This is a genomic window from Streptococcus mitis (assembly GCF_946190115.1).
GTDB classification, from domain to species: domain Bacteria; phylum Bacillota; class Bacilli; order Lactobacillales; family Streptococcaceae; genus Streptococcus; species Streptococcus mitis_CO.
The window spans coordinates 1-21028 of record NZ_CAMHZG010000020.1 but is presented as its reverse complement, the minus strand read 5'-3'; the positions used below and the strand labels follow the sequence as shown (position 1 = coordinate 21028).

The window sequence follows — 21028 nt, the reverse complement described above, 5'->3', positions numbered from 1 at the left end:
TTGGGCGCGTAGCTCAGGTGGTTAGAGCGCACGCCTGATAAGCGTGAGGTCGGTGGTTCGAGTCCACTCGTGCCCATAGTGTTTAGTCCATTACTAGAGAATTGAAATATTATCTTTTCACTAAGAGGACACGGGTTTGTTCCCGTATAAACTATTTTGGAGGATTACCCAAGTCCGGCTGAAGGGAACGGTCTTGAAAACCGTCAGGCGTGTAAAAGCGTGCGTGGGTTCGAATCCCACATCCTCCTTTTGTATTAACGCGGGATGGAGCAGCTAGGTAGCTCGTCGGGCTCATAACCCGAAGGTCGTAGGTTCAAATCCTGCTCCCGCAATAAGGCTCGGTAGCTCAGTTGGTAGAGCAATGGATTGAAGCTCCATGTGTCGGCGGTTCGATTCCGTCTCGCGCCATTTATATATTTTGGAAGGGTAGCGAAGAGGCTAAACGCGGCGGACTGTAAATCCGCTCCTTCGGGTTCGGGGGTTCGAATCCCTCCCCTTCCATTTACGGGCATAGTTTAAAGGTAGAACTAAGGTCTCCAAAACCTTCAGTGTGGGTTCAATTCCTACTGCCCGTGTTAATAGAATTATGGCGGGTGTGGTGAAGTGGTTAACACACCAGATTGTGGCTCTGGCATGCGTGGGTTCGATCCCCATCACTCGCCTATTTTATTTTATATTATTGGGGTATAGCCAAGCGGTAAGGCAAGGGACTTTGACTCCCTCATGCGTTGGTTCGAATCCAGCTACCCCAGTTACTATTTGCCGGCGTGGCGGAATTGGCAGACGCGCTGGACTCAAAATCCAGTGTCCGCAAGGACGTGCCGGTTCGACCCCGGCCGCCGGTATAGTATAGAGTTAAGGAACGTTGTAAATCTTCGTTCCTTTTTTATATTATTTTTGGTATAATGATAGTTATTCAAATTTTATTTAGATTATGAAAGTGTAGGGAAGTATGTCTCGTTCTATCGATTTATTAAAACATCGGTATTTGAAAAATATTAAAAAAAATCCTAAATTGTTTATTGGAGTTGAGTTGGAATATCCTGTTGTAAACTTGGAAGGGGATGCTACAGATATTGAAGTTATCAAGTACTTATTCCGATACTTAGTTTCTTATTTTGATTTAACTGTAGAAAAGGTAGATGATTTTGGTAATCCTATCCAGTTAGTGAATCCGATAAGTCAGGATGCTATTTTATTTGAAGTTTCCTATACAACCATTGAGTTTGCATTTGGTAAGGCTGAAACAATTCAAGAGGTCGAAAATCGTTTTAACAATTATATGGTAGTGATTCAGAAAAAGTTAGCTGAATCAAATCATGCTATTGTTGGCTGTGGTATTCATCCTGACTGGGATAAAAATGAGAATTGTCCAGTGGCTTATCCACGCTATCAGATGTTGATGGATTATTTGAATTTGAGTAGAAATGTTACTAAATCAGATTTACATCATTTCCCTGAATACGGAGCGTTTATTTGTGGGAGTCAGGTTCAGTTGGATGTTTCAAAGTCTAACTACTTACGGGTGATTAATGCTTTTACCCAAATTGAAGGGGCTAAGGCTTATTTATTTGCAAACTCTGAGTTTACAGGTGCGGATTGGGATACGAAAATTTCAAGGGATATTTTCTGGGAAGAATCGATGCATGGTATCTATCCAGAAAACGTCGGGGTCAATGCAAGACTCTTTAAAGATGAGGATGTTTTTTTTGATTATCTAGATCATTCTGCAATTTTTACTGCGGAACGTGATGGACAAACCTATTACTTTTATCCGATTCAGGCTAGGGACTATTTGGCTACACCTGAAATCCAAGCATATGCACTTAATGGGGATGAGATTATTATTTATCCTCAAGAGAAGGATTTTGAAACCCATCGTAGTTATCAGTACCAAGACTTAACGACTCGCGGAACAGTTGAGTTTCGTAGTGTGTGTACTCAACCTCTAGATAGAACCTTCGCTTCAGCAGCTTTTCACTTAGGATTGTTGGTTAATTTAGATAAGTTAGAAGCTTACTTAGAAGCAGCACCTTTCTTTAAAGAATTTGGGAAAAATTATAAGTTTTTAAGACGACAATTTTCTAAGAAGAAGCTTACAGATGAGGAAGAAACTGCGATTATTGAAATTTCCAAAGACTTACTCCTGCTAGCCGAGGAAGGACTGGAGATGAGAAATAAGCAAGAAATGACCTACTTACAGCCTTTGAAAGAAGAATTGAGCCTATAATTTCTCTTGTAAAAGGAGAATTTTCTGAAAAATCATGATATAATGGAAGAGACTATAGATAAAGGATAGAGAGTAATGACATTAGTTTATCAATCAACGCGTGATGCCAACAATACAGTAACTGCTAGCCAAGCAATTTTGCAAGGTTTGGCAACGGATGGTGGTTTGTTTACACCGCTTACTTATCCAAAGGTAGATTTGGACTTTGACAAATTGAAAGATGCTTCTTATCAGGAAGTTGCTAAGCTTGTTTTGTCAGCATTTTTAGATGACTTTACAGCTGAAGAGTTGGACTACTGTATCAACAATGCCTACGATAGCAAGTTTGATAATCCAGCTATTGCACCATTAGTGAAATTAGACGGGCGATACAACCTGGAACTCTTCCATGGTTCAACGATTGCCTTTAAGGATATGGCCTTGTCTATTTTGCCATACTTTATGACAACAGCTGCTAAGAAGCATGGTTTGGAGAACAAGATTGTCATTTTAACAGCGACATCTGGGGATACTGGGAAAGCTGCTATGGCAGGGTTTGCGGATGTTCCTGGTACTGAGATTATCGTCTTTTATCCAAAGGATGGTGTCAGCAAGGTACAAGAGTTGCAAATGACCACTCAGACTGGCGACAATACTCATGTTATCGCTATTGATGGTAACTTTGATGATGCGCAAACTAACGTCAAACATATGTTTAACGATGTAGCCCTTCGTGAAAAGTTGGCTACCAATAAACTGCAATTTTCATCAGCCAACTCTATGAATATCGGTCGTTTGGTGCCACAGATTGTTTATTATGTTTATGCCTATGCTCAGTTGGTTAAGACTGGTGAGATTGTGGCTGGTGATAAGGTCAACTTCACAGTACCAACAGGAAACTTTGGAAATATCTTGGCTGCCTTTTATGCCAAACAAATCGGTTTGCCAGTTGGTAAATTGATCTGTGCTTCAAATGACAACAATGTTTTGACAGACTTCTTCAAGACACGTGTTTACGACAAGAAGCGTGAGTTTAAGGTAACAACTAGTCCATCTATGGATATCTTGGTATCTTCAAACTTGGAGCGTTTGATTTTCCATCTTTTGGGTAATGATGCGGTTAAAACAGCTGAACTCATGAATGCCTTGAACAAGCAAGGACAATATGAGTTGACAGACTTTGATGCAGAGATTCTTAACCTCTTTGCAGCTGAATATGCGACTGAGGAAGAAACAGCGGCAGAAATCAAGCGTGTTTATGAGTCAGATTCTTATATCGAGGATCCACATACGGCGGTTGCCTCGGCAGTTTATAAGAAATACCAAGTGGCTACTGACGATGTTACTAAGACAGTGATTGCTTCAACAGCTAGTCCTTACAAGTTCCCAGTGGTTGCAGTCGAAGCAGTAACAGGGAAAGCAGGCTTAACTGACTTTGAAGCTTTGGCTCAATTGCATGAAATCTCAGGAGTGGCTGTGCCATCAGCAGTTGATGGCCTTGAAACAGCGCCAGTTCGTCACAAGACAACTGTGGCGGCTGCGGATATGCAAGCAGCGGTTGAGGCTTATTTAGGACTTTAAGACGGAAGGAGTAAACTCGGTTGGGAAACCAACTGAGTTTCTTTTCATCAGGAGGAAGGATTGTTTAAGAAAAATAAAGACATTCTTAATATTGCTTTGCCAGCTATGGGCGAAAACTTTTTGCAGATGTTCATGGGAATGGTGGACAGTTACTTGGTAGCCCATTTGGGCTTGATAGCCATTTCGGGTGTATCAGTAGCTGGCAATATTATCACGATTTACCAGGCGATTTTCATCGCTCTGGGAGCTGCTATTTCCAGTGTTATTTCAAAAAGTTTGGGGCAGAAGGATCAATCTATGCTAGCATATCATGTGACTGAGGCCTTGAAGATTACCTTACTATTAAGTTTCCTTTTAGGATTTTTGTCCATCTTCGCTGGGAAAGAGATAATAGGACTTTTGGGGACGGAGAGGGATGTAGCTGAGAGTGGTGGACTCTATCTATCTTTGGTAGGCGGATCGATTGTTCTCTTAGGTTTAATGACTAGTCTGGGAGCCTTGATTCGTGCAACGCATAATCCACGTTTGCCTCTTTATGTTAGTCTCTTGTCAAATGCTTTGAATATTCTCTTTTCCAGTCTAGCTATTTTTGTTCTGGATATGGGGATAGCTGGTGTTGCTTGGGGGACTATTCTGTCTCGTTTGGTTGGTCTTGTGATTTTATGGTCGCAATTAAAGCTGCCTTTTGAGAAACCGACTTTTGGTTTAGATAAGGAACTATTGATCTTAGCTTTGCCAGCAGCTGGAGAGCGGCTTATGATGCGGGCTGGTGATGTCGTTATCATTGCCTTGGTCGTTTCTTTTGGAACGGAGGCAGTGGCGGGAAATGCGGTCGGAGAAGTCTTGACCCAGTTTAACTACATGCCTGCCTTTGGCGTCGCTACGGCAACGGTCATGCTGGTGGCTCGAGCGGTTGGAGAGGATGATCGGAAAAGAGTCGCAAGTTTGAGTAAACAAGTCTTTTGGCTTTCTCTGGTCCTCATGTTACCCTTGACCTTCAGTATCTATGCCTTGGGTGTACCACTAACTCATCTCTATACGACTGATCCTCTAGCGGTTGAGGCTAGTGTTCTAGTGACACTGTTTTCACTACTTGGTACTCCTATGACGATAGGAACAGTCATCTATACAGCAGTCTGGCAAGGTTTGGGCAATGCTCGGCTTCCCTTTTATGCGACAAGTATAGGAATGTGGTGTATCCGCATTGGAACAGGATACCTGATGGGGATTGTGCTTGGTTGGGGCTTGCCTGGTATTTGGGCTGGAACCCTTTTGGATAATGGTTTTCGCTGGTTATTTCTACGCTATCGTTACCAGCGCTATATGAGCTTGAAAGGATAGGAAATGCAAAAAACAGCTTTTATTTGGGATTTAGACGGGACTTTATTGGACTCTTACGAAGCGATTTTGTCAGGGATTGAGGAGACTTTTGGTCAGTTTGCTATTCCTTATGATAAGGAGCAGGTGAGAGAGTTTATCCTCAAGTTTTCTGTGCAGGATTTACTTGTGCAGGTGGCGGAAGAGAGAAAACTGGATGTGGAAGTGCTAAATCAGGTGCGTGCCCAGAGTCTGGCTGAGAAGAATGCTCAGGTAGTTTTGATGCCAGGTGCGCGTGAGGTGCTAGCTTGGGTAGACCAAGCAGGAATTCAGCAGTTTGTTTACACTCATAAGGGAGACAATGCTCTTACCATTCTCAGAGACTTGGGTTTGGAATCCTATTTTACAGAGATTTTAACCAGTCAGAGTGGTTTTGAGCGGAAGCCAAGTCCAGAAGCGGCTACCTATCTGATAGATAAATATCAGTTGGATCCTGAGAAAACCTATTATATAGGGGATCGGACTCTGGATGTGGAATTTGCCCAGAATAGTGGGATTCAAAGCATCAACTTTTTAGAGTCGTCTTATGAAGGTAATTACAGGATTCAAGCGTTAGCAGATATTCCTCTTATTTTTAAGGTTAAGTGATAAAAAGATTGTGTCAGTTTTGTGACAGAGACCTAACAAACTATTTCAAGTAACTGAGTTTGTTACAAGGAATAGACAGTTCTATTAAATAGGCCCGAGAGAGCTTTTTTTCAGCATTTTTTGTGTTATCATAGACAGGTACTCATTTGAAAGGAATTTGAAAGAATGAAGAAAAGAATATTATTAGCCTCAACAGTAGCCTTGTCATTTGCCCCAGTCTTGGCAACTCAAGCAGAAGAAGTTCTTTGGACTGCACGTAGTGTTGAGCAAATCCAAAATGATTTGACTAAAACGGATAACAAAACAAGTTATACCGTTCAGTATGGTGATACCTTGAGCACCATTGCAGAAGCCTTGGGTGTAGATGTCACAGTTCTTGCGAATTTGAATAAAATCACGAATATGGACTTGATTTTTCCAGAAACTGTTTTGACAACGACTGTCAATGAAGCTGAAGAAGTAACAGAAGTTGAAATTCAAACTCCTCAAGCAGACTCTAGTGAAGAAGTGACAACTGCGACAGCAGATTTGACAACCAATCAAGTGACGGTTGATGATCAAACTGTTCAGGTTGCAGACCTTTCTCAACCAATTGCAGAAGCTCCAAAAGCAGTAGAAACTACAAGTATAAAAGAAGTGGAATCAAGTTCAGAAGTTGCAGAGAAAGTTGCTACTGCAGAAGAAGTAGCACCATCTACAAATACTTCAACGTCAGAGGAGCAAACAGCCGAAACAAGTAGTGCAGAAGCAGCTCTTCAGGCAACGACTTCAGCTGAGAAGCAGGAAACACAAGCCAGCCCTCAAGCTGCTTCAACAGTGGAAACAACTACAACTCCAGTAGAAGAAAAAACAACAGAAACAACTGCAACAAGTTCAGAAGAAGCAAAAGAAGCCTCATCAAATGAAGCTACAACAGCAGTTTCTACTTATCAACCAGAAGAGGCGACAACAGTTTCAACAACTTACACGGCTCCAGCTGCGCCCGATTATGCTGGATTGGCAGTAGCGAAATCTGAAAATGCAGGCCTTCAACCACAAACAGCTGCCTTTAAAGAAGAAATCGCCAACTTGTTTGGCATCACATCCTTTAGTGGTTACCGTCCAGGAGACAGTGGAGATCACGGAAAAGGTTTGGCTATCGACTTTATGGTACCAGAAAGCTCAGAACTAGGGGATAAGGTTGCGGAATACGCTATTCAAAACATGGCCAGCCGTGGAATTAGTTACATCATCTGGAAACAACGTTTCTATGCTCCATTCGATAGCAAATATGGACCAGCTAATACTTGGAACCCAATGCCAGACCGTGGTAGCGTGACAGAAAATCACTATGATCACGTTCACGTTTCAATGAATGGATAAACCAGACTTTGTAATATCATTTTGGCGAATGAGATCTAGCTTTCGTGATAGAGAGCGATTCTCGTTCGTTTTTTCTTTGTCATACTCTTCGAAAATCTCTTCAAACCACGTCAGTTTCGCCTTGCCGTACTCAAGTAGAGCCTGCGGCTAGCTTCCTAGCTTGCTCTTTGATTTTTATTGAGTATCAATATGAATGGAAAACTAGCATCTTGTAATGATTCAAGCAACATTCTTGCAATCTATTTTACTTTGCATTTTACTTGATTAGTCAACTATTGATAAATCAAGTAAAAGGAGAAAGAAATGATAGAGATTCAAGATTTACTGTATCAACTCCGCTTGTCTGAGCAAGCGAGTACGCAATTGTTTGAAAAAAGGCTTGGGATTAGTTTGACACGGTATCAGATTTTATTATTTTTGCTGAAGCATTCCCCTTGTAATCAAATAGCGGTTCAGGAGCGTTTGAAGATTGATCAGGCCGCTTTGACACGACATTTCAAGATTTTAGAAATGGAAGGTTTGGTGGAGCGTCATCGCAATCCTGAAAATCAGCGGGAAGTGTTGGTAGAGGCTACGAAGTATGCCAAGGAGCAGTTAGTGGTGAATCCTCCTCTGAAACATATCAAGGTTAAGGAAGAGATGGAAAGTATCTTAACAGAGTCTGAAAGAACAGAACTCAGCCGTTTAGTAAATAAATTGGTTTTGGGCATTGAAAATATAGAAATTTAAGGAGAAATAGGTGTCAATTATGACAATCATTTTAGCAACGATTGTTGCTTTGGAACATTTTTACATTTTTTACTTGGAAAGTGTTGCAACACAATCTGAAGTAACTAGTCGTGTTTTTAACATGGACAAGGAAGAACTGGCTCGTCCGTCGGTAAGTTCACTGTTTAAAAATCAAGGGATTTATAACGGTTTGCTAGGAGTCTTTCTCTTGTATGGGATTTATTTCTCACAGAATTTAGAAATTGTGACTATTTTTGTCTTGTTTGTGATTGGTGCTGCGACTTATGGCTCTCTCACAGCGGATAAGAAAATTATTTTGAAGCAAGGTGGACCAGCTATTTTGGCCTTGATTAGTATTTTATTCATTAAATAAACTCAAAAATCAATTCTAGCCTCTCTAGTCCTTTTCACTCCAGAATAAGGGAAATATGTTATACTTATTTTTAAGAAAAAGTCTCATTGAATTTGTTTTGAGGAGTTAGAAATGAAAATATTAGTGACAGGTTTTGAGCCCTTTGGAGGGGAAAAGGTCAATCCAGCCTTGGAGGCTATTAAAGGTTTACCAGCTGAAATCCATGGTGCTGAGGTTCGTTGGCTAGAAGTGCCAACAGTCTTTTACAAATCGGCTCAAGTATTGGAAGAAGAGATGAACCGTTATCAACCTGACTTTGTCCTTTGTATCGGCCAAGCAGGTGGAAGAACCAGCTTGACACCTGAGCGAGTAGCCATTAATCAAGACGATGCACGCATTCCTGATAACGAAGGTAATCAACCGATTGACCTTCCCATTCGCCCAGACGGTGCTCCGGCCTACTTTAGTAGTCTGCCGATTAAAGCGATGGTTCAAGCTATAAAAAAAGAGGGCTTGCCGGCCTCTGTTTCCAATACGGCAGGGACTTTTGTCTGCAATCATTTGATGTATCAGGTCCTCTATTTGGTAGAAAAGAAATTTCCCCATGTCAAGGCAGGTTTTATGCATATTCCTTATATGATGGAACAGGTGGTGAATCGACCGACTACCCCAGCTATGAGTTTAGTGGACATTAGGCGAGGTATAGAAGCAGCAATCGGGGCCATTATAGAACATGGAGATCGGGACCTCAAGTTGGTAGGGGGAGAAACTCATTGATAGAAAAAAGCTTGAGGGGTCACCTTCAAGCTTTTGGACGTTTTCGAGCTAATACTGCTCGGTAAAAAATTATTTTATTGATTTGAATGTAGGGTAGGAGTGAGAAACTAGCAATCCCAAAGGTAATCCAATTGAGGAAGTACCAAGGAAGGAGTTGTAAGTCTAGGACGAAACGCTGAAATTTGTAGCCTTTCATCAGGAAACGGCTGGTTTTAAGGATTTGTCCTGGTTTGGCCTGTCCTAAGTCTAGGGTGTCACAGAGGAGAAATTCTACCTGCGAATAGGCATAATATTGTGGGATATAGAGACTATTTCCGACAATCATCAAGAGGATACTTGCTAGAAAGTAAAGACCAAAGGTCATGAGGAAACGCTCGGTTTCAATTGACGTGAGATCCAGATTGGGAAACTCAGGGTGAAGGACAACGAATTTCTTTGCTAGAAAGCTACTGTAAAAGAGGAAGTAAATCCCGAGTAAACTAGGAATGCTCCATAAAAAGAGATAGAAGCGTTTGAGGAGTAGAGTCAAAAAGGTTTGTGAAAAGTGTACTTCGTTAAAGAGAGTAAGACTATTTTTGACGGATAGTTCTGTATCTGGATTCTTGATGAGTTTTAGGGTTGTATAGACTGAACTGGTTAGAAGAATAGCTCCGATAAAGGAGACTAATAGTGGAAAAAGATAGGCTTGGAATACATGGCCAAACACGATTAAAAAGGGTTGTTCTAAAACACTCTCGTTGATGCGCTCTAAGGGATTGAGGAAGCCAGACAAGATGAGCAGTATGCTAGGTAAGAGATAGACGAGAAAGAGGCGGGGATTTTCAGCCTGAAATTGTCTGGACTGCAGACGAACGGTTTTTAAATCAATTTTTGGGTATTTCATTCTCTCATTATACCATAGTTCGTGACAGTTCCGGCTTTTTTTGATAAAATCATACAGTATGCCCTTGGGCACAAAGTATGAACTGGGACTGTCTTTCCCAGCTTCGGAGGTAAAAAATGTCAGATTCACCAATCAAATATCGTTTGATTAAGAAAGAAAAACACACAGGAGCTCGTCTGGGGGAAATCATCACTCCCCACGGCACCTTCCCAACACCTATGTTTATGCCAGTTGGAACTCAAGCCACTGTCAAAACTCAGTCGCCTGAAGAATTGAAGGAGATGGGTTCGGGAATTATCCTGTCAAACACCTATCATCTCTGGCTTCGTCCTGGAGATGAACTCATTGCACGCGCAGGCGGTCTCCATAAGTTCATGAATTGGGACCAGCCTATTTTGACAGATAGTGGTGGTTTTCAGGTTTATTCCTTAGCAGATAGCCGTAATATCACAGAAGAAGGTGTAACTTTTAAAAACCATCTCAATGGTTCTAAGATGTTTCTATCACCGGAAAAAGCTATCTCTATTCAGAACAATCTAGGCTCAGATATTATGATGTCCTTTGACGAATGTCCTCAGTTTTATCAACCATACGACTATGTTAAGAAATCAATCGAGCGTACCAGTCGTTGGGCTGAGCGTGGTTTGAAGGCTCATCGTCGTCCGCATGACCAAGGGTTATTTGGAATTGTGCAAGGGGCAGGATTTGAAGACCTTCGTCGCCAATCGGCTCATGACCTTGTCAGCATGGACTTCCCAGGCTACTCTATCGGTGGTTTGGCGGTGGGAGAAACCCACGAAGAGATGAATGCGGTCTTGGACTTTACAACTCAACTGCTACCTGAAAATAAACCTCGCTATTTGATGGGTGTGGGAGCGCCAGACAGCTTGATTGATGGGGTGATTCGTGGGGTGGATATGTTTGACTGTGTCTTGCCGACTCGTATCGCTCGTAATGGGACTTGTATGACCAGTCAAGGTCGTTTGGTTGTCAAAAATGCTCAGTTTGCTGAGGACTTTACACCACTGGATCCTGAATGTGATTGCTACACATGTAAGAACTACACACGCGCCTACCTTCGTCACCTGCTCAAGGCCGATGAAACCTTTGGTATCCGCTTGACTAGCTACCACAATCTTTACTTCTTGCTTAACCTGATGAAGCAAGTGCGACAAGCCATCATGGATGACAATCTTTTGGAATTCCGTGAGTATTTTGTGGAAAAATATGGCTATAATAAATCAGGGCGTAATTTCTAAAATGGAATTGATATAAGCTAAAAATCCTAAGTTTTCTCTTAGGATTTTTCTTCTTTTTTTGATAGAATAAAGTGTACAATGAAAGGAAGAATAAACTCGTATGCGCATTAAATGGTTTTCCTTGATTAGGATTACAGGTTTACTTTTTGTACTCTTGTATCACTTCTTTCAGACCATCTTTCCTGGAGGATTTTTCGGGGTAGATGTTTTTTTCACATTTTCAGGTTTCCTGATTACAGCTCTACTCATCGAAGAATTTTCTAAAAATCATGAAATTGATTTGATAGGATTTTTTAGGAGACGTTTTTATCGGATTGTGCCACCTGTGGTTTTGATGGTCTTGGTAACCATGCCTTTTACCTTTCTAGTTCGCCAAGATTATGTGGCTGGAATTGGGGGTCAGATTGCGGGTGTTTTAGGTTTCATGACCAACTTCTATGAACTTCTAACAGGTGGGAGTTATGAATCACAGTTCATTCCTCATTTGTTTGTTCATAATTGGAGCTTGGCCGTTGAGGTTCACTACTATATTCTTTGGGGATTGGCAGTTTGGTTCTTATCTAAACAGGCTAAATCAAATGGTCAGTTGAAGGGGATGATCTTTCTTTTATCTGCCACTGCCTTCTTGATCAGCTTTTTCTCCATGTTTATTGGTAGTTTTCTAGTAACCTCTTATTCCTCTGTTTACTTCTCCAGTTTAACTCATGTCTATCCATTCTTTTTGGGAAGTATCCTAGCAACGATTGTAGGCGTTCGTCAGACGACTTCCCTCGTCAAGCAGTTGAATAAAATCTGGGATTTACGAAAGACCCTGTTGGTTTTTGGAGGCGGTTTTGGCTTCTTACTCATTTTGACCTTCTTTGTCAAATTTACCTATCTCTTTGCCTATCTTATAGGCTTCTTGCTTGCCAGTCTTGCAGCTCTTACTATGATATTGGCAGCGCGTGTCTTACATGAAAAGACTCCTAACGTACAGGAGCCAAAGATAATTAGCTTTTTAGCGGATACTAGCTATGCGGTTTATCTTTTCCATTGGCCTTTCTACATCATTTTCTCACAGTTGACCTCAAATCTTCTTGCTGTGTTACTGACTCTGATTTGTTCTTATGGATTTGCCAGTCTTTCATTTTATGTATTGGAGCCGTGGATTGTAGGCAAGAATACACCTGTTTTACAAACTCTTCGTCCCCTGCCTTATATTCACGCAATTCTTGCAACAAGTACAGGAATCTTGGCCTTCATTGTCCTCTTAGTGACTTTGTTGGCACCACAAGTGGGAGCTTTTGAGACAGACTTAACTGTCAATGGTTTGAAGCAAGCTGCAACAAATATTAACCAAACCAAGGTGATGACAGAACGGGCAGATGCAAACAGTTTGGGAATTGCTGATGGTACTATGTTAATTGGTGACTCAGTGGCTCTAAGAGCTAATACAGCCCTGCAGACAGCCCTTCCTGGAGCACAGATTAACGCGCAGGTCAGCAGAACAACCAAGACTGCTGATGAAATCATGCTAAATAATAGCCAGAATAAATTTTTACCTAAGATGGTGGTCATTGCAACAGGGGTAAATAATCCTGAAAATTACAAGGAAGATTGGGACAGTATCGTAAAAAATCTTCCTAAGGGCCACCATATGGTTTTGGTGACTCCTTATGAGGGAGATAAAACAAAAGAGACCTATGCCATCGTTGAGAAGGCTGCTGCCTATATGAGAGAATTGGCAGAGAAGACTCCTTATATCACCATTGCTGATTGGAATCAAGTTGCTAAGGAACATCCAGAGATCTGGACAGGAACAGACCAAGTCCATTTCGGAAGTGACAATAGTAAGATTGAAGCCGGAGCAAAATTGTATGCAGAGACCATTGCTACAGCCTTGCAAACAGCTCAAGACAAGCCAGTCAAATCAAAATAACTTGTATTAAAAAGAGAAGAGTTGGAGAAATCCAGCTCTTTTAAAATATCTCTAGAAAATAGGTCTATACCATTTACAAATGAATCAGAAAGGTTTATAATGTAATTGACATAATAAATATCAAAAGTAATCTTTTAAGGAGGTCATTATTATGCCTAATTACGTTAAAGCGGATCAGTTTTTCTATCCATTTGGCATTCGTCGTGGTGGGTACTTAGAACTTGTTGATGGCAAATTTGGGAAACATGTGGATCAAATTCCTGAAGGAGCAGAGGTTCTTGACTATACTGGTTATAGCATTGCACCAGGTCTTGTGGATACTCATATTCATGGATATGCAGGTGTAGATGTGATGGACAACAACATTGAAGGTACATTGCACACTATGAGTGAAGGACTTCTTAGTACCGGTGTTACCAGTTTCTTGCCCACAACTTTAACAGCCACTTATGAGCAATTGCTTGCAGTCACTGAAAATCTTGGAAACCATTATAAAGAAGCAACAGGTGCTAAGATTCGTGGGATTTATTATGAAGGTCCATATTTCACAGAAACTTTTAAGGGGGCACAAAATCCAACTTATATGAGAGACCCGGGTGTTGAGGAGTTTCATTCTTGGCAGGATGCTGCAAAAGGGATGCTAAATAAAATCGCTATTGCACCAGAACGTGATGGGGTGGAAGATTTTGTACGTACTATTACAGGTGAAGGTGTGACAGTTGCACTTGGACACTCAGATGCGACATTTGAACAAGCTAAGAAGGCAGTTGATGCTGGAGCTAGTGTATGGGTACATGCCTATAATGGGATGCGTGGTTTAACACACCGCGAACTAGGTATGGTAGGAGCTATGTATGAGCTCCCACATACTTACGCAGAATTGATTTGTGATGGTTATCACGTAGATCCAAAAGCTTGTGAGATTTTACTTAAGCAAAAGGGGACAGAAAACATCGCTCTTATTACGGACTGTATGACAGCTGGTGGGCTTGAAGACGGTGACTATATGTTGGGAGAATTCCCTGTTGTAGTAGCAAATGGAACTGCACGTCTCAAATCTACTGGTAATTTGGCAGGTTCTATCCTCAAACTTAAAGATGGTATGAGAAATGTAGTCGAGTGGGGTATTGCAAATCCACACGAAGCGGTCATGATGGCCAGCCTTAACCCAGCAAAATCTGTTCACATTGATGATGTTTGTGGCCAAATCCGTGAAGGCTATGATGCGGACTTTATCGTATTAGATAAAGATTTGGAATTGGTAGCAACCTATCTAGATGGTGTGAAACGTTATCAAGCATAAGAGAGAAAGCAGAAGTTAGAGACTAGCTTCTGCTTTTTTATCTATATTGCTTTACCGGTAAATAAAAAAGTTAAAAAAATCACAAAAAAACTTGAAGAAACAAATGAAAAGGCTTACAATTATGTTATAAATAGTACAAATAAAAAAACGGAGGAGTACTTTATGAAAGCTTATACTTATGTTAAACCAGGACTTGCTTCTTTTGTTGATGTAGACAAACCAGTTATTCGCAAGCCAACAGACGCTATTGTGCGTATCGTAAAAACCACTATTTGTGGAACAGACCTCCATATTATCAAAGGGGATGTTCCCGCTTGCCAAAGTGGTACCATTCTTGGTCACGAAGGGATTGGGATTGTTGAAGAAGTTGGAGAAGGAGTTTCTAACTTCAAAAAAGGCGACAAGGTCTTGATTTCTTGTGTCTGTGCCTGTGGTAAATGCTACTACTGTAAAAAAGGAATTTATGCCCACTGTGAAGACGAAGGGGGCTGGATTTTCGGTCACTTGATTGATGGTATGCAGGCTGAATATCTACGTGTCCCTCATGCAGATAACACTCTTTACCATACTCCAGAAGACTTGTCAGATGAAGCCTTGGTTATGCTATCAGATATTCTACCTACTGGATATGAAATTGGTGTCTTAAAAGGGAAAGTAGAACCTGGTTGCAGCGTAGCCATTATTGGTTCAGGACCAGTTGGATTGGCAGCTCTTTTGACAGCTCAATTCTATTCACCAGCTAAATTGATTATGGTGGACTTAGATGATAACCGCTTGGAAACTGCTGTATCATTTGGTGCGACTCATAAGGTTAATTCTTCAGACCCTGAAAAAGCGATTAAAGAAATTTATGATTTGACAGATGGTCGTGGTGTGGATGTCGCTATCGAAGCTGTTGGTATTCCTGCAACATTTGATTTCTGTCAAAAGATTATCGGTATAGACGGAACAGTTGCCAACTGTGGTGTACATGGTAAACCAGTCGAATTCGATTTGGACAAACTTTGGATTCGCAACATCAATGTAACAACTGGTTTGGTATCTACAAATACAACTCCACAATTGTTGAAAGCTCTTGAAAGTCATAAGATTGAACCAGAAAAATTGGTAACTCATTATTTCAAACTCAGTGAAATTGAAAAAGCCTATGAAGTTTTCAGTAAAGCAGCAGACCACCATGCCATTAAGGTCATTATTGAAAACGATATTTCAGAAGCTTAAGTAGTAAAAACATTTTGGAACATAAGCAAATAGAAATTCAGTCATCATAAGATGGCTGGATTTTTTATCAAGAAATTAAGAAATGAGCATATTTCTTTCCTTGTCTGGCGGAATTGGTTATAATATACGGTACAAAGGAATGAATGAATATGTATCGTGTTATAGAAATGTATGGAGATTTTGAGCCTTGGTGGTTCTTAGAAGGTTGGGAAGAAGATATTGTAGCAAGTAGAAAATTTGACCAGTATTATGATGCTCTCAAATACTACAAAACTTGCTGGTTTAGATTGGAACAAGAATCTCCTCTTTATAAAAGTAGAAGTGATTTGATGACCATTTTTTGGGATCCAGAAGATCAACGCTGGTGTGATGAATGTGACGAGTATTTACAACAATACCATTCTTTGGCTCTTTTACAGGATGAGCAGGTTATTCCAGATGAAAAATTACGTCCAGGCTATGAAAAACAAACAGGTAAGGAAAGGCACCGTTCTTGCCGTATGAAATTAAAATAGAGGAAAAGTAACTTTTTTGGAGTTGCTTTTTTTATTTTTCCAAATCTTTGCGAATAGTATAGGTGAGGAGGTAAGTATGGTTCAAGAAATTGCACAAGAAATCATTCGTTCGGCCCGGAAAAAAGGGGCGCAAGACATTTATTTTGTCCCCAAGTTAGACGCCTATGAGCTTCATATGAGGGTAGGAGACGAGCGCTGTAAAATCGGTTGTTATGATTTTGAAAAATTTGCGGCAGTCATCAGTCACTTTAAGTTTGTGGCGGGTATGAATGTAGGAGAAAAGCGACGTAGTCAACTTGGTTCCTGTGATTATGCCTATGACCAGAAGATGGCATCTCTACGTCTATCTACTGTAGGCGATTATCGAGGACATGAGAGTTTAGTCATTCGCTTGTTGCACGATGAGGAGCAAGATTTACATTTTTGGTTTCAGGATATTGGAGAACTGGGTAAGCAGTACAGGCAACGGGGACTCTATCTTTTTGCTGGTCCAGTCGGCAGTGGCAAGACAACCTTGATGCACGAATTGGCCAAGTTCCTCTTTAAAGGACAGCAAGTCATGTCTATCGAAGATCCTGTCGAAATCAAGCAGGACGACATGCTCCAGTTGCAGCTAAATGAAGCAATCGGACTAACCTATGAAAATCTCATCAAACTTTCTTTGCGTCATCGTCCTGATCTCTTGATTATCGGAGAGATTCGAGACAGCGAGACGGCGCGTGCAGTGGTCAGAGCCGGTTTGACAGGGGCGACAGTCTTTTCAACCATTCATGCCAAGAGTATTCGAGGTGTTTATGAGCGCCTGTTGGAGTTGGGTGTGAGTGAGGAGGAATTGGCAGTCGTTCTGCAGGGAGTCTGCTACCAGAGATTAATTGGGGGAGGAGGAATCGTTGACTTTGCCAACAAAGACTATCAAGAACACCAGCCAACTAGCTGGAATGAACAGATTGACCAGCTTCTGGAAGATGGACATATCACAAGTCTTCAGGCTGAAACGGAAAAAATTAGCTACAGCTAAGCAAAAAAATATCATCACCTTGTTTAACAATCTCTTTTCCAGTGGTTTTCATCTAGTGGAGACCATCTCCTTTTTAGATAGGAGTGCTTTGTTGGACAAGCAGTGTGTGACCCAGATGCGCACAGGTTTGTCTCAGGGGAAATCATTCTCAGAAATGATGGAAAGTTTGGGATTTTCAAGTGCTACTGTCACTCAGTTATCCCTAGCGGAAGTTCATGGGAATCTTCACCTGAGTTTGGGAAAGATAGAAGAGTATCTAGACAATCTTGCCAAGGTCAAGAAAAAACTAATTGAGGTAGCGACCTATCCCTTGATTTTGCTAGGTTTTCTTCTTTTAATCATGCTGGGGCTACGGAACTACCTACTACCACAACTGGATAGTAGCAATATTGCCACCCAAATCATTGGTAATCTGCCACAAATTTTTCTAGGAATGGTAGGGTTTGTTTCCATACTTGCCCTTTTAGCACTCACTTTTTATAAAAGAAGTTCTAAGATGCGCGTCTTTTCTATCCTAGCACGCATTCCTTTCCTTGGAATCTTTGTGCAGACCTATTTGACAGCCTATTATGCGCGTGAATGGGGTAATATGATTTCTCAAGGGCTGGAGTTGACGCAGATTTTTCAAATCATGCAGGAACAAGGTTCTCAGCTCTTTAAAGAAATCGGTCAAGACCTAGCTCAATTCCTACAAAGTGGCCGCGAATTTTCTCAAACCATAGCGACCTATCCTTTCTTTAAGAAGGAATTGAGTCTCATCATCGAGTATGGGGAAGTCAAGTCCAAGCTGGGTAGTGAGTTGGAAATCTATGCTGAAAAAACTTGGGAGGCCTTTTTTACCCGAGTCAACCGCACCATGAATCTGGTGCAGCCACTGTTTTTCATCTTTGTGGCACTGATTATCGTTTTACTTTATGCGGCAATGCTCATGCCCATGTATCAAAATATGGAGGTAAATTTTTAACATGAAAAAAATGATGACATTCTTGAAAAAAGCTAAGGTTAAAGCTTTTACACTTGTGGAGATGTTGGTGGTCTTACTCATCATCAGTGTGCTTCTCTTGCTCTTTGTACCTAATCTGACCAAGCAAAAAGAAGCAGTCAATGATAAAGGAAAAGCTGCTGTTGTTAAGGTGGTAGAAAGCCAGGCAGAGCTTTATAGTTTGAATAAAAATGAAGAGGCTACTCTAAGCAAATTACAAGCAGATGATCGCATCACAGAAGAGCAAGCTAAAGCTTATAAAGAATACCATGCAAAACAAAATATCAGTCAAACCGTTGCAGATTAAGGCTTTTACTATGCTGGAAAGTCTTCTAGTTTTGGGACTTGTGAGTATCCTTGCCTTGGGCTTGTCCGGTTCAGTCCAGTCCACTTTTGCAGCGGTAGAGGAGCAGATTTTCTTTATGGAGTTTGAAGAACTTTATCGGGAAACTCAAAAACGCAGTGTAGCTAGTCAGCAAAAGACTAGTCTGAACTTAGATGGGCAGACGATTAGCAATGGCAGTCAAAAGTTGACAGTTCCTAAAGGAATTCAAGCACCATCGGGACAAAGTATTACATTTGACCGAGCTGGGGGCAATTCGTCCCTGGCTAAGGTTGAATTTCAGACCAGTAAAGGAGCGATTCGTTATCAATTATATCTAGGAAATGGAAAAATTAAACGCATTAAGGAAACAAAAAATTAGGGCAGTAATTTTACTGGAAGCAGTAGTCGCTCTAGCTATCTTTGCCAGCATTGCGACCCTCCTTTTGGGACAAATTCAAAAAAATAGGCAAGAAGAAGCAAAAATCTTGCAAAAGGAAGAAGTCTTGAGGGTAGCTAAGATGGCACTGCAGACAGGTCAAAATCAGGTAAACGTAAACGGAGTTGAGATTCAGGTGTTTTCTAGTGAAAAGGGATTGGAGGTTTATCATGGTTCAGAACAGTTGTTGGCTATCAAAGAGCAATAAGGTCAAGGCTTTTACCTTGTTAGAATCTCTGATTGCCCTCATTGTCATCAGTGGAAGCTTACTCCTCTTTCAAGCCATGAGTCAGCTCCTTATTTCAGAAGTTCGCTACCAGCAACAAAGCGAGCAAAAGGAGTGGCTCTTGTTTGTGGACCAGTTGGAGGCAGAATTAGACCGTTCGCAGTTTGAAAAAGTGGAAGGCAATCGCATTTATATGAAGCAAGATGGCAAGGACATCGCTATCGGTAAGTCCAAGTCAGACGATTTTCGTAAAACAGATGCCAGTGGACGGGGTTATCAGCCGATGGTTTATGGCCTCAAATCCGCACAGATTACAGAGGACAATCAACTGGTTCGTTTTCGTTTCCAGTTCCAAAAAGGCTTAGAAAGGGAGTTCATCTATCGTGTGGAAAAAGAAGAAAGTTAAGGCAGGTGTTCTCCTCTATGCGGTCACCATAGCAGCCGTCTTTAGTTTTTTGTTACAATTTTACTTGAACCGACAAGTCGCCCACCATCGAGACTATGCTTTGAATAAAGAAAAATTGGTTGCTTTTGCCATGGCTAAACGAACCAAGGATAAAGCAGAGCAAGAAAGTGGGGAACAGGCCTTTAATCTGGGTCAAGTAAGCTATCAAAACAAGAAAACTGGCTTGGTGACGACGGTTCGTACGGATAAGAGCCAATATGAGTTTGTGTTTCCTTCAATCAAAATCAAAGAAGAGAAAACGGATAAAAAGGAAGAGGTAGCGACCGATTCAAGCGAAAAAGTGGAGAAGAAAAAATCAGAAAAGAAGTCTGAAAAGAAAGAGAATTCCTAGCCAACCAAGCTACTTTGTGCTAAACTAAAAATATGAAACATGATTTTAACCACAAAGCAGAAACTTTCGATTCGCCTAAAAATATTTTCCTTGCAAACTTGGTTTGTCAAGCAGTCGAGAAACAGATTGATCTTCTATCAGACAAAGAAATTTTGGATTTCGGTGGAGGGACGGGTCTGTTAGCTTTGCCCCTAGCCAAGCAGGCCAAGTTCGTCACTCTTGTAGACATTTCTGCGAAAATGCTGTAGCAAGCTCGTTTGAAAGCGGAGCAGCAAGACATCAAGAATATCCAGTTTTTGGAGCAAGATTTATTGAAAAATCCCTTGAAGCAAGAGTTTGATCTCATTGTTGTTTGTCGTGTTCTTCATCATATGCCTGATTTGAATGCGGCTCTCTCACTGTTTCATCAACATTTGAAGGAAGATGGACAACTCCTCATTGCTGATTTTACCAAGACAGAAGCTAACCATCATGGATTTGAATTGGTTGAACTGGAAAACAAGCTAGCCCAGTTTGGTTTTTCATCTGTGCATAGTCAGATCCTCTATAGCGCTGAAGACCTGTTTCAAGGAAATTACTCAGAACTCTTTTTTACAGTAGCTCAAAAATCACTCGCCTAGTCAGGGAGTGATTTTTTAGGTACGACGGTCATGATGTTCATCTGAGGTGTAAGTCCTCCGTGGGTACCTGCTACCGGTGAACCAAATAGCGATTCCAAAGTCTGATTATCATGAGCTAGTAGAGGGAGGAAGAGATAGCGAAATAGTGGCTCTACGAACAGAAAGAGCATAGCGAGTTGTATACAGTTTTGAAGTTTTTTGCCTGTTTTACTAGTTTTATACCAAAAATATACACACTATCTCCAATATATATATATCAAATAAAGCAATTTGCTGATTTTATTACTATTTTTGGCGTGGTTCGATTTACGGAAATATCAATGTTATATAGCCTTATACATAGAATTGAATAATAAAAATTTTTTATAATGAGCTTATATTGAGTTGACTTAATATATTCAAAGAAGTAGAATATAATTAGGGAAAAATACCTTTTTAGAAGAAGGAGTTAAATATGTTTTTTAGAAGACAAAAAGGTGAATATAGAGAGACGGATCGTGTGACCCGTTTCAAGTTGATCAAGTCAGGTAAGCATTGGTTGCGTGCCTCG

23 protein-coding genes, 9 tRNA genes and 1 pseudogene are annotated in these 21028 nt (G+C 40.9%); 31 read left to right on the top strand and 2 right to left on the bottom strand.

The genetic code is table 11. From position 1 onward, the window contains the following. Positions 1-2 precede the first annotated feature (2 nt). From N8L90_RS08810 to pcp, 17 genes are all read left to right on the top strand, one after another. Positions 3-76 (top strand) — tRNA-Ile (locus tag N8L90_RS08810). Between the two features lie 82 nt (positions 77-158). Then, positions 159-248 (top strand) — tRNA-Ser (locus tag N8L90_RS08805). 10 nt (positions 249-258) lie between these two features. After that, positions 259-332, top strand: a tRNA-Met gene (locus N8L90_RS08800). Between the two features lie 3 nt (positions 333-335). After that, positions 336-408: transfer RNA gene (locus N8L90_RS08795), tRNA-Phe, on the top strand. Positions 409-420: 12 nt separating this feature from the next. Then, positions 421-501 (top strand) — tRNA-Tyr (locus N8L90_RS08790). A 3-nt stretch (positions 502-504) separates the two neighbouring features. Next, positions 505-575 (top strand) — tRNA-Trp (locus tag N8L90_RS08785). Positions 576-589: 14 nt separating this feature from the next. Then, positions 590-662: transfer RNA gene (locus N8L90_RS08780), tRNA-His, on the top strand. Between the two features lie 18 nt (positions 663-680). After that, positions 681-752 (top strand) — tRNA-Gln (locus N8L90_RS08775). Between the two features lie 9 nt (positions 753-761). Continuing rightward, positions 762-845: transfer RNA gene (locus N8L90_RS08770), tRNA-Leu, on the top strand. A 107-nt stretch (positions 846-952) separates the two neighbouring features. After that, complete coding sequence (locus N8L90_RS08765; RefSeq protein ID WP_261025130.1) at positions 953-2230, top strand: glutamate-cysteine ligase family protein; 1278 nt, start codon at positions 953-955, stop codon at positions 2228-2230. A 75-nt stretch (positions 2231-2305) separates the two neighbouring features. After that, entirely contained in the window at positions 2306-3790 is a 1485-nt protein-coding gene (gene thrC / locus N8L90_RS08760) for a threonine synthase (RefSeq protein WP_261025128.1), read from the top strand. Positions 3791-3850: 60 nt separating this feature from the next. Next, entirely contained in the window at positions 3851-5131 is a 1281-nt protein-coding gene (locus tag N8L90_RS08755) for an MATE family efflux transporter (RefSeq protein ID WP_261025126.1), read from the top strand. A 3-nt stretch (positions 5132-5134) separates the two neighbouring features. Beyond that, a complete protein-coding gene (locus tag N8L90_RS08750) occupies positions 5135-5755 on the top strand; it encodes an HAD family hydrolase (RefSeq protein ID WP_261025124.1) in 621 nt (206 codons plus the stop codon). Positions 5756-5920: 165 nt separating this feature from the next. After that, positions 5921-7117 carry a LysM peptidoglycan-binding domain-containing protein gene (locus N8L90_RS08745; RefSeq protein WP_261025122.1) on the top strand — a complete coding sequence of 399 codons (1197 nt, stop codon included), beginning with the start codon at positions 5921-5923 and terminating at the stop codon, positions 7115-7117. 303 nt (positions 7118-7420) lie between these two features. Then, entirely contained in the window at positions 7421-7846 is a 426-nt protein-coding gene (locus N8L90_RS08740; RefSeq protein WP_194250619.1) for a MarR family winged helix-turn-helix transcriptional regulator, read from the top strand. 10 nt (positions 7847-7856) lie between these two features. Next, positions 7857-8219, top strand: coding sequence for a DUF1304 domain-containing protein (locus N8L90_RS08735; RefSeq protein ID WP_261025118.1), 363 nt, complete (start codon positions 7857-7859; stop codon positions 8217-8219). Between the two features lie 111 nt (positions 8220-8330). Further along, a complete protein-coding gene (gene pcp / locus N8L90_RS08730; RefSeq protein WP_261025117.1) occupies positions 8331-8975 on the top strand; it encodes a pyroglutamyl-peptidase I in 645 nt (214 codons plus the stop codon). A gap of 25 nt (positions 8976-9000) precedes the next feature. Here the strand turns inward: pcp and N8L90_RS08725 are convergent, their stop codons facing one another. Beyond that, complete coding sequence (locus N8L90_RS08725) at positions 9001-9858, bottom strand: DUF975 family protein (protein WP_261025115.1); 858 nt, start codon at positions 9856-9858, stop codon at positions 9001-9003. 116 nt (positions 9859-9974) lie between these two features. On the opposite strand from N8L90_RS08725, the gene tgt reads away from it, so the two are divergent. The 13 genes and pseudogenes from tgt (at position 9975) to N8L90_RS08660 (ending at position 20478) form a co-directional block, all read left to right on the top strand. After that, the gene (gene tgt, locus N8L90_RS08720; RefSeq protein ID WP_001285237.1) at positions 9975-11117 is read left to right on the top strand and encodes a tRNA guanosine(34) transglycosylase Tgt; all 1143 of its coding nucleotides are present in this window, start codon (positions 9975-9977) and stop codon (positions 11115-11117) included. A 100-nt stretch (positions 11118-11217) separates the two neighbouring features. After that, the gene (locus N8L90_RS08715; protein ID WP_001220859.1) at positions 11218-13035 is read left to right on the top strand and encodes an acyltransferase family protein; all 1818 of its coding nucleotides are present in this window, start codon (positions 11218-11220) and stop codon (positions 13033-13035) included. Positions 13036-13186: 151 nt separating this feature from the next. Continuing rightward, positions 13187-14338, top strand: coding sequence for an N-acetylglucosamine-6-phosphate deacetylase (gene nagA / locus N8L90_RS08710; protein WP_001134549.1), 1152 nt, complete (start codon positions 13187-13189; stop codon positions 14336-14338). A 162-nt stretch (positions 14339-14500) separates the two neighbouring features. Then, entirely contained in the window at positions 14501-15559 is a 1059-nt protein-coding gene (locus N8L90_RS08705) for a zinc-dependent alcohol dehydrogenase family protein (RefSeq protein ID WP_049510020.1), read from the top strand. 149 nt (positions 15560-15708) lie between these two features. Then, positions 15709-16074 (top strand): DUF1033 family protein, encoded by a 366-nt coding sequence (locus tag N8L90_RS08700; RefSeq protein ID WP_000286413.1) that lies wholly within the window; start codon positions 15709-15711, stop codon positions 16072-16074. A 76-nt stretch (positions 16075-16150) separates the two neighbouring features. Then, complete coding sequence (comGA, locus tag N8L90_RS08695; RefSeq protein ID WP_261025112.1) at positions 16151-17092, top strand: competence type IV pilus ATPase ComGA; 942 nt, start codon at positions 16151-16153, stop codon at positions 17090-17092. Beyond that, on the top strand, positions 17040-18056 hold the full coding sequence (comGB, locus tag N8L90_RS08690; RefSeq protein ID WP_261025132.1) for a competence type IV pilus assembly protein ComGB: 1017 nt from the start codon (positions 17040-17042) through the stop codon (positions 18054-18056). The genes comGA and comGB overlap by 53 nt, the downstream gene beginning before the upstream one ends. 1 nt (position 18057) lies before the next feature. Continuing rightward, the gene (gene comGC / locus N8L90_RS08685; protein ID WP_261025111.1) at positions 18058-18381 is read left to right on the top strand and encodes a competence type IV pilus major pilin ComGC; all 324 of its coding nucleotides are present in this window, start codon (positions 18058-18060) and stop codon (positions 18379-18381) included. Then, positions 18344-18778, top strand: coding sequence for a competence type IV pilus minor pilin ComGD (gene comGD / locus N8L90_RS08680; RefSeq protein ID WP_261025109.1), 435 nt, complete (start codon positions 18344-18346; stop codon positions 18776-18778). The genes comGC and comGD overlap by 38 nt, the downstream gene beginning before the upstream one ends. After that, entirely contained in the window at positions 18741-19043 is a 303-nt protein-coding gene (gene comGE, locus N8L90_RS08675) for a competence type IV pilus minor pilin ComGE (RefSeq protein WP_173254923.1), read from the top strand. Before comGD ends, comGE begins: the two co-directional genes overlap by 38 nt. Further along, on the top strand, positions 19006-19467 hold the full coding sequence (gene comGF, locus N8L90_RS08670) for a competence type IV pilus minor pilin ComGF (RefSeq protein ID WP_261025106.1): 462 nt from the start codon (positions 19006-19008) through the stop codon (positions 19465-19467). The genes comGE and comGF overlap by 38 nt, the downstream gene beginning before the upstream one ends. Further along, positions 19445-19858 carry a competence type IV pilus minor pilin ComGG gene (comGG, locus tag N8L90_RS08665; protein ID WP_023945686.1) on the top strand — a complete coding sequence of 138 codons (414 nt, stop codon included), beginning with the start codon at positions 19445-19447 and terminating at the stop codon, positions 19856-19858. Before comGF ends, comGG begins: the two co-directional genes overlap by 23 nt. Before the next feature lie 32 nt (positions 19859-19890). Next, positions 19891-20478 (top strand): annotated as a pseudogene (locus tag N8L90_RS08660) (class I SAM-dependent methyltransferase). Here the strand turns inward: N8L90_RS08660 and N8L90_RS08655 are convergent. Further along, on the bottom strand, positions 20475-20648 hold the full coding sequence (locus N8L90_RS08655) for a hypothetical protein (RefSeq protein WP_261025105.1): 174 nt from the start codon (positions 20646-20648) through the stop codon (positions 20475-20477). The pseudogene N8L90_RS08660 and the gene N8L90_RS08655 overlap by 4 nt on opposite strands. A 284-nt stretch (positions 20649-20932) precedes the next feature. Here N8L90_RS08655 and N8L90_RS09650 point away from each other — a divergent pair. After that, a partial coding sequence (locus tag N8L90_RS09650) for a KxYKxGKxW signal peptide domain-containing protein (RefSeq protein ID WP_398577022.1) occupies positions 20933-21028 on the top strand: 96 nt, incomplete at its 3' end.